Source organism: Geothrix fermentans DSM 14018, assembly GCF_000428885.1.
GTDB classification, from domain to species: Bacteria; Acidobacteriota; Holophagae; order Holophagales; family Holophagaceae; genus Geothrix; species Geothrix fermentans.
Genome location: NZ_AUAU01000016.1, coordinates 102,111 through 109,713 on the forward strand (window position 1 = coordinate 102,111; position 7,603 = coordinate 109,713).

Here is a 7,603-nt window from a genome sequence, read left to right on the forward strand (position 1 = left end):
TAGGGCTATGAAACTCGATCGGCTCGGCGACTTCCAACGCACCCACCGCAACGGCGACCTGCGCCTCGACCATGCGGGGCAGACCGTGCGCCTGTTCGGCTGGTGCCGGCGCGTGCGCAACCTCGGCTCCCTGGTCTTCCTGGACCTCCGCGACCGCTGGGGCCTGGTGCAGCTGGTGGCCAACGAGGAGACCGCCGATCCCGAGCTGCTGGCCCGGCTCAAGGCCGTGCGCAGCGAGTTCGTGCTGGCGGTCGAGGGGGTGGTGGCCGAGCGCGAGAGCAAGAACCCCAACCTGCCCACGGGCGACGTCGAGGTGCGCCTCACGGGCCTGCGGATCCTCAACACGGCGGCCCCCCTGCCCTTCCCCCTGGAGGACGAGGGCGTGGGCGAGGACCTGCGCCTCACCTACCGCTTCCTGGACCTGCGCCGGGAGCAGCTCCAGCGCAACCTCCGCCTCCGCAGCGAGGTAGCCAATCTCACCCGCAACCACTTCCGGGAGCTGGACTTCATCGAGGTCGAGACGCCCATCCTCACCAAGTCCACGCCCGAAGGGGCCCGCGACTACCTGGTGCCCAGCCGCGTGCACGCCGGCGAGTTCTTCGCCCTGCCCCAGAGCCCCCAGCTCTTCAAGCAGCTGCTCCAGGTGAGCGGCTTCGAGCGCTACGTGCAGATCTGCCGCTGCTTCCGTGACGAGGACCTGCGCGCCGACCGCCAGCCCGAGTTCACCCAGGTGGACATCGAGATGAGCTTCGTGCGCCAGGAGGACGTGCAGGGCGTCATCGAGCCGCTGGCGGTCAAGCTGGCCAAGATGGTCGGCAAGGACGTGACCGCGCCCTTCCCCCGCCTGCCCTACAGGGACGCCATGGAGTGGTACGGCTCCGACAAGCCCGACCTCCGCTGCGCCGTGAAGATCCAGGATGCCACCAGCCTCTTCGCCCAGAGCGGCTTCAACCTCTTCCGCGCCGCCGCCGAGAGCCAGGGCCAGCGCCGCGTGCGGGCCCTCTTCTTCCCCGGCGAGGCCGCGGGTTCCCTCAGCCGCAAGCAGCTGGACGAGCTGGGCGAGGCGGCCAAGCAGCTGGGCGCCGGCGGCCTGCCCTACGCCAAGTGGGGCAAGGACGGGCTGTCGTCCAGCTTCAAGAAGTTCCTCGATGAGGGCGCCGAGATGGGCCTGAAGTCGCATCTCGGCGTAGAGAAAGAAGGGCTGGCGGTCTTCGCGGTGGGCACGGACGCCCAGACCAGCCGGGTGCTGGGCGAGCTGCGGCTCCGCCTGGCGCGGCAGTTCGGGATGATCGACGAGTCCCGCTTCGACTTCCTCTGGGTGGTGGACTTCCCCCTGCTGGAGTGGAGCGAGGAGGCCGGCCGCTTCGTGGCCTGCCACCACCCCTTCACCAGCCCCCACCCCGACGACCTCGACCTGCTGGAGACCGATCCCGGGAAATGCCGCGCCGTGGCCTACGACCTGGTGCTCAACGGCTTCGAGGTGGGCGGCGGCAGCATCCGCATCCACGACGCCGAGACCCAGAGCCGCATGTTCCGGACCATCGGAATCGGCGAGGAGGAGGCCCGGGCCAAGTTCGGCTTCCTCCTCGACGCCCTCAGCTACGGCGCCCCGCCCCACGGCGGGCTGGCCCTGGGCCTGGACCGCCTCGTCATGCTGCTGGCGGGCGTGGACAACATCCGCGAGGTCATCGCCTTCCCCAAGACCGCCCAGGCCCGCTGCCTCATGACGGACGCCCCCAGCCCCGTGGACGAGCGCCAGCTGCGCGAGCTGCACCTGGTGCCCGAGGCCGGCCACCAGACCTACCGGGTGGGCGCGGTGTTCTTCGAGAGCGCCGAGGGGGGCAGTCCGGAGCTGCGCGGCCAGGCCCTCCAGCAGATCAGCCAGATGGCGCCCCGGCAGGCCCAGGGCCTCGTCACCCTGGACGCCCAGGGGCAGATCCTGGACGCCCAGACCCTCAGCGGGCCCACCTTCGAGTTCTGAGGCCCGTGGAACCTTCACCGGCCTGGGACCATCCTTCAACGACGCTTCGGCCCTCGGGGTCTTTTTTCTGGGAGATTCGATGATCCAGGGATTCCCTAGCCGGGACGGGCAGCACGGCGTGGAACACGGCCTGAGGGCCCTGGCGTCACGGTCCCTCCGCGGGCTGCGCCGGGCCGGGCTCCTCCTCCTTCCGGCCCTCCTGGTCCTGGGCGTGGCCTGCTCCGGCAAGAAGTCCAACTCCGCCTCGGACCCGGGCACGCCGCCGGCCGTCACCTCCAACCCGACGAGCGTCAGCACCGTCACCGGCCGGCAGGCCAGCTTCGCCATCCTGGCCACCGGCGCCCCCACGCTCGCCTACCAGTGGGCCAAGGACGGCCAGCCCATCCTGGGGGCCATCGGCGCCACCTACACCCTCTACCAGCCCCGGGTGGAGGATGCGGGGAGCTACACGGTGACCGTGACCAACGCCTTCGGCACCGCCACCAGCGGCGCGGCCACGCTGACCGTGCTCGCCGCCGTGCCGTTCAACGCGCCCGGGGGCCTGGCCTATGACGCCTCGGGCAACCTCTTCGTCTCCGACATGAACGACCACACCATCTGGAAGGTGGATGCCACGAACCACCGGACCCTGGTGGCGGGCAGCTCCGGACTGCCGGGCTCGGCGGACGGACTCGGCGGCGATGCCCGCTTCAACCATCCCGGCGGCCTGGCCTTCGATCCGGCCGGCAACCTGGTGGTGGCGGATACGGGCAACCACACCCTCCGGCGCATCACCCCCGACGGCACGGTGACCACCCTGGCCGGCGCGCCGGGCGTCCCCGGCTCCGCCGACGGCGCGGCGGCCCAGGCCCGCTTCAACGCCCCCTTCGGCGTGGCGGTGGACGGGACCGGCGCGACCTACATCGCCGACACCCAGAACCACGCCATCCGCCTCATGGCCCCGGACGGCACCGTCTCCACCTATGCGGGGACCGCCGGAGCGCCGGGCTTCGCGGACGGCACGGGCGCCGCCGCCCGGTTCAACCAGCCCAACGGCCTGGCCCTGGCCGCCAACGGGACCCTCTACGTCGCGGACTACGGAAACGCATGCATCCGGGCCGTGGCACCCGGGGCCCTGGTGACCCGCCTGGCGGGCCAGGCCAACACCCCCGGCTACGCCAACGGCAGCGCCCTCTCGGCCCAGTTCCGGGCGCCCGTGGGGCTCGCCCTGGATGGCGCCGGTGTCCTGTGGGTGGCCGACACCTCCAACCACACCATCCGGCGCATCGGAACGGATGGCGCCGTCACCGGCCCCGCCGGGTCCGGTGGAACCGCCGGCAATGCGGACGGCACGGGCACCGCGGCCCTCTTCGCCCTCCCCTGCGGCATCGCCGTCACCCCCGCCGGCAACCTGGCGGTGGCGGACACGGGCAACCACCTGCTGAGGACCGTGACGCCCGCCGGCGTGGCCACCACCTTCACCATCCCCTGATTCCCGGCCAGATTCCGGCCCCGATCCCGGCCGACAGGGACGCCTTCATTCCCCCCTGGCCCCAAGGGCCCGGGGGGTTATTTTGGCGGCATGGACACCACGATGGAGGTCCGCGCGGCCGCGGTGGCCGGGACGTTCTACCCGCGGGACGGGGGTGAGCTGGGCTGCGCCGTCCAGGCCATGCTCGCCGACGCCGCCCAGGCCAGCCCCTGGCTCGGCCAGCCCAAGGCCCTGATCGTCCCCCACGCGGGCTACATCTACTCGGGGCCCGTCGCCGCCAGCGCCTACGCTCCGCTGGCCCGGCAGCGGGGCCTCGTCGAGCGGGTGGTCCTGGTGGGACTCGCCCACCACGTGGCCCTGGCCGGCTTGGCCCTGCCCGGGGCCTCGGCCTTCGACACCCCCCTGGGGCGGGTACCCGTGGACGGGGAGGCCGCGGCCCTCCTCCGCCCCCTGGCCGGCGTGAGCGTGAACCCGGCCGCCCATGCGCGGGAGCACGCCCTCGAGGTGCAGCTGCCCTTCCTCCAGCAGGTCCTCGGGACCTTCCGGATCGTCCCCCTGGCCGTGGGCCACGCCTCGGCGGATTCGGTGGCGGCCGCCATGGAGGCCCTCTGGGGCGGGCCCGAGACGCTCATCGTCGTGAGCTCGGACCTGTCCCACTACCTGCCCTATGAGCACGCCCAGGCCATGGACCGCCGGACCTGCGCCAGCATTTCGGACCTGGACCCCCTGGCCAGCCACGAGCAGGCCTGCGGCGCCACCGCGGTGAACGGCCTGCTGCTTGCGGCCCGGCGCCACGGCCTCAGGCCCCACCTGCTGGACCTGCGCAACTCCGGAGACACGGCCGGGGACCGCAGCCATGTGGTGGGCTACGCCGCCTTCGCCTTCACCCAGGAGGGCCCCCGTGCCCATTGACCGCGGTCCGACCCTCATCGCCATCGCCCGGGGCGCCATCGCCGCGGAGCTGGGCCGCAAGGCGATCCCCTTCGAAGCCGCCCCCTGGCTCGAGGAACCCGCCGCCACCTTCGTCACGCTCCACCGCCTCGGCTCGCTCCGGGGCTGCGTCGGCACCCTCGTCCCCCGGCGGCCCCTGGGCGAGGACGTGGCCGCCAACGCCCGCATGGCCGCCTTCCACGATTCCCGCTTCCCGCCCCTCACCTGGAGCGAGTTCGACGACACGGAGCTGGAAGTCTCCATCCTCTCCCCCCTGGAGCCGGTCCCCTGCGCCGACGAGGCCGAGCTGCTGGCCCAGCTCCGGCCCGAGGAGGACGGCCTGGTGCTGGCCTGGCAGGGGGACCGCAGCGCCTTCCTGCCCCAGGTCTGGGACCAGCTGCCCGATCCCCGGGACTTCCTCGCCCACCTGAAGCGCAAGGCCCGGCTGCCCATGGACTTCTGGCGGGACGGGCTGCGGTTCTCCCGCTTCACCGTAACCCGGTTCCAGGGGGCGGGGGTGGGCACCCGCGGGTGAGGCCATGGACGCCGCCCTCCATCCGGCCCGCTGGTGGCACCGCCTCGAGGACGGGCGCCTCCAGTGCGACCTGTGCCCCCGGGACTGCAAGCTGGGGGAGGGCCTGCGCGGCGCCTGCTTCGTGCGGCAGCACGTGGACGGGCGGATGGTCCTCACCACCTACGGCCGCTCCTCGGGTTTCTGCATCGATCCCATCGAGAAGAAGCCGCTGAATCATTTCCTCCCGGGCACGAAGGTACTCTCCTTCGGCACTGCGGGCTGCAACCTCATGTGCAAGTTCTGCCAGAACTGGGATATCAGCAAGGCCCGCGACATGGACCGCCTCACGGACCAGGCCTCGCCCGAGGCCATCGCCCGGGCCGCCGAGGCCTCGGGCTGCCGAAGCGTCGCCTTCACCTACAACGACCCCGTGATCTTCGCGGAGTACGCCATGGACGTGGCCGACGCCTGCCACGAGCGGGGCCTCCGGGCCGTGGCCGTCACCGCCGGCTACATGCACGCCGAGCCCCGCCGGGCCTTCTACGCCAAGATGGACGCCGCCAACGTGGACCTCAAGGCCTTCACCGAGGCCTTCTACGCCCGGCTCTCCGTCGCCCGCCTCCAGCCGGTCCTGGACACCCTGCGGTACCTCCGGCACGAGACGGAGGTCTGGCTCGAGATCACCACCCTCCTCATCCCCGGCCAGAACGATTCGAGCGGGGAGATCGCGGCGCTGTCCGACTGGGTGGCCCGGGAGCTGGGCCCCGACGTGCCCCTGCACTTCAGCGCCTTCCACCCGGACTACAAGATGATGGACCTGCCCCGCACCCCCGCCGCCACCCTCACCCGGGCGCGGGAGCTCGCCCTGGCCGCGGGCCTCCGCTACGTCTACACCGGCAATGTGCACGACCGGACCGGCGGGACGACCCGCTGCCCCGCCTGCCACGCGGCCCTCATCGTCCGCGACTGGTACGAGATCGAACAGAACCGCCTGCCCGACGATGGCCGCTGCCCCGACTGCGACACTCGGATTCCCGGACACTTCCAGGCGTCCACCCAGCCCTTCGGCAACCGCCGCCTCCCCATCACCCTCACCCGGGAATGAGGGGTGCGCCGTGGGCCCACTGTTGCTGCTCCCCGCCCTGCTGGCCCCGGCGCCAGGAAAGGAGGCCCGCATGGAGCTCCGGATTCCCGCCTTTCAGAACGGGGCCCCCGTCCCCCGCGCCCACACCGCGGACGGGGCCGACCACTCCCCGGCCCTCCAGTGGGACGATCCGCCCCCCGGCACCACCGCCTTCGCGCTGATCGTGGACGATCCCGACGCCCCCGCCGGCACCTGGGTCCACTGGCTCCTCTATGACCTGCCGGGCTCGGCCCGGGCCCTGGCGGAGGACCAGCCCCGCACGGCGGACCTGACCGGCGGCGGGCGCCAGGGGAAGAACAGCTGGGGCCGCCTGGGCTGGAACGGCCCCTCGCCGCCGCCGGGGAAGCCGCACCGCTACGTCTTCCGCCTCTTCGCCCTCTCCACCCCCCTGGGCCTGCCCTCCGGCGCCACCCGGTCCCAGGTGGACACAGCCATGAAGGGCAAGGTCCTCGCCGAGGCCACCTGGATGGGCACCTACGGGCGGTAAGGAGCGCGGTCAAGCATGGCCTCGCCTGGGGAGCGGGAGGTCGCCCAGGGACGGCCCGAAGGCGTGATCAAGCGACCCCATCTAGCTCTTCTTTCAGCGAGCTACGCCCCGTTCTGGGGGTCCGGAATCCAAGTTCCGGAGGTGTGGTAGGAACCGAATCGGAAATCCGGGTGGATCCGGGACAGTGGGATGGCGCCGGGCTTTAAATACCCATCACCAGCGCCGTTAGGAGAGGCTGAGTCATTCCCTAAATCCTGACCCTTGAATGATATGGAATGCCCTCAAAATGGAATGGGGGGTAATACCTCTTCCGGGAGAGCCAAGATGCCAAACTTCGCATCCATCCTTAAAGAAGAAATCCTCCGGCTCGCCCGGAAGGAGGTTCGGAACGAAATCGAGGGTCTCAGGAAAGCCTCCAGCCAATACCGCAGTGAGATCGCCCAGCTGAAGCGGCGCGTGGATCAACTGGAGAAGCAGCAGGCCCGCGTGTCGAAGAAGGTTCTCAGCAAGCCGGAAACGCCGGAAGGCAAGGAAGAAACCACCCGCATCCGCTTCAGCGCGAAGCGACTCGCCGCCCAGCGGAAGAAACTTGGCGTTTCCGCGGCGGACCTGGGCCTGCTCCTCGGAGTCTCCGGCCAATCCATCTATCACTGGGAAGCCGAGAAGAGCCGCCCACGCCCGGCCCAGCTCCAGGCGATCGCCGCGCTCAGGAAGATCGGGAAGCGCGAGGCGAAACGAATGCTGGCCGAGTTGGCCAGCGCGGAGACCAAGGAAGGCTGAGAAACTGGCTCATGCGCCTCACGCTCCGCCACAAAGCCCAGGCCATTCTCCGGGAGGCGGGTTGGGACCTCACGCCGCCCCCGGTCATCTGGTCGCCGCGCATGGCCCGCTGCGCGGGGCTGTTCGTGATCGAGAAGGATGCCCGCGGCACCTGGCACCCGGAGATCCGCCTCTCCATCCCCCTGCTGCGCCGCCGGGACTGGCCCTGGCCCCAGCAGGTGTGCGGGATGAACTGCCACGACCCCGAGCAGGTGCAGCAGCGCATCCTCGAGCACGAGCTGATCCACTACAAGCTC

8 protein-coding genes are annotated in these 7,603 nt (G+C 71.2%); all 8 read left to right on the top strand.

What is annotated here, in order from left to right:
* The first annotated feature begins 7 nt into the window (after window positions 1-7).
* Entirely contained in the window at window positions 8-1,981 is a 1,974-nt protein-coding gene (gene aspS, locus G398_RS0106960) for an aspartate--tRNA ligase (protein ID WP_026853062.1), read from the top strand.
* A gap of 79 nt (window positions 1,982-2,060) precedes the next feature.
* Window positions 2,061-3,452: an immunoglobulin domain-containing protein gene (locus tag G398_RS16895; RefSeq protein ID WP_052571631.1), complete on the top strand. Its 1,392-nt coding sequence runs from the start codon at window positions 2,061-2,063 to the stop codon at window positions 3,450-3,452.
* 90 nt (window positions 3,453-3,542) lie between these two features.
* Window positions 3,543-4,364 (top strand): AmmeMemoRadiSam system protein B, encoded by an 822-nt coding sequence (amrB, locus tag G398_RS0106970; RefSeq protein ID WP_026853063.1) that lies wholly within the window; start codon window positions 3,543-3,545, stop codon window positions 4,362-4,364.
* A complete protein-coding gene (gene amrA / locus G398_RS0106975) occupies window positions 4,354-4,917 on the top strand; it encodes an AmmeMemoRadiSam system protein A (RefSeq protein WP_043484073.1) in 564 nt (187 codons plus the stop codon). The genes amrB and amrA overlap by 11 nt, the downstream gene beginning before the upstream one ends.
* Window positions 4,918-4,921: 4 nt before the next feature.
* Window positions 4,922-6,001 carry an AmmeMemoRadiSam system radical SAM enzyme gene (gene amrS, locus G398_RS0106980; protein WP_026853065.1) on the top strand — a complete coding sequence of 360 codons (1,080 nt, stop codon included), beginning with the start codon at window positions 4,922-4,924 and terminating at the stop codon, window positions 5,999-6,001.
* Window positions 6,002-6,011: 10 nt separating this feature from the next.
* Window positions 6,012-6,527 carry a YbhB/YbcL family Raf kinase inhibitor-like protein gene (locus tag G398_RS0106985; RefSeq protein ID WP_211229057.1) on the top strand — a complete coding sequence of 172 codons (516 nt, stop codon included), beginning with the start codon at window positions 6,012-6,014 and terminating at the stop codon, window positions 6,525-6,527.
* 324 nt (window positions 6,528-6,851) lie between these two features.
* A complete protein-coding gene (locus G398_RS0106990) occupies window positions 6,852-7,307 on the top strand; it encodes a helix-turn-helix domain-containing protein (protein ID WP_026853067.1) in 456 nt (151 codons plus the stop codon).
* Between the two features lie 11 nt (window positions 7,308-7,318).
* Window positions 7,319-7,603 (top strand): SprT family zinc-dependent metalloprotease (locus tag G398_RS0106995; protein ID WP_026853068.1); only part of this gene is annotated, 285 nt, incomplete at its 3' end.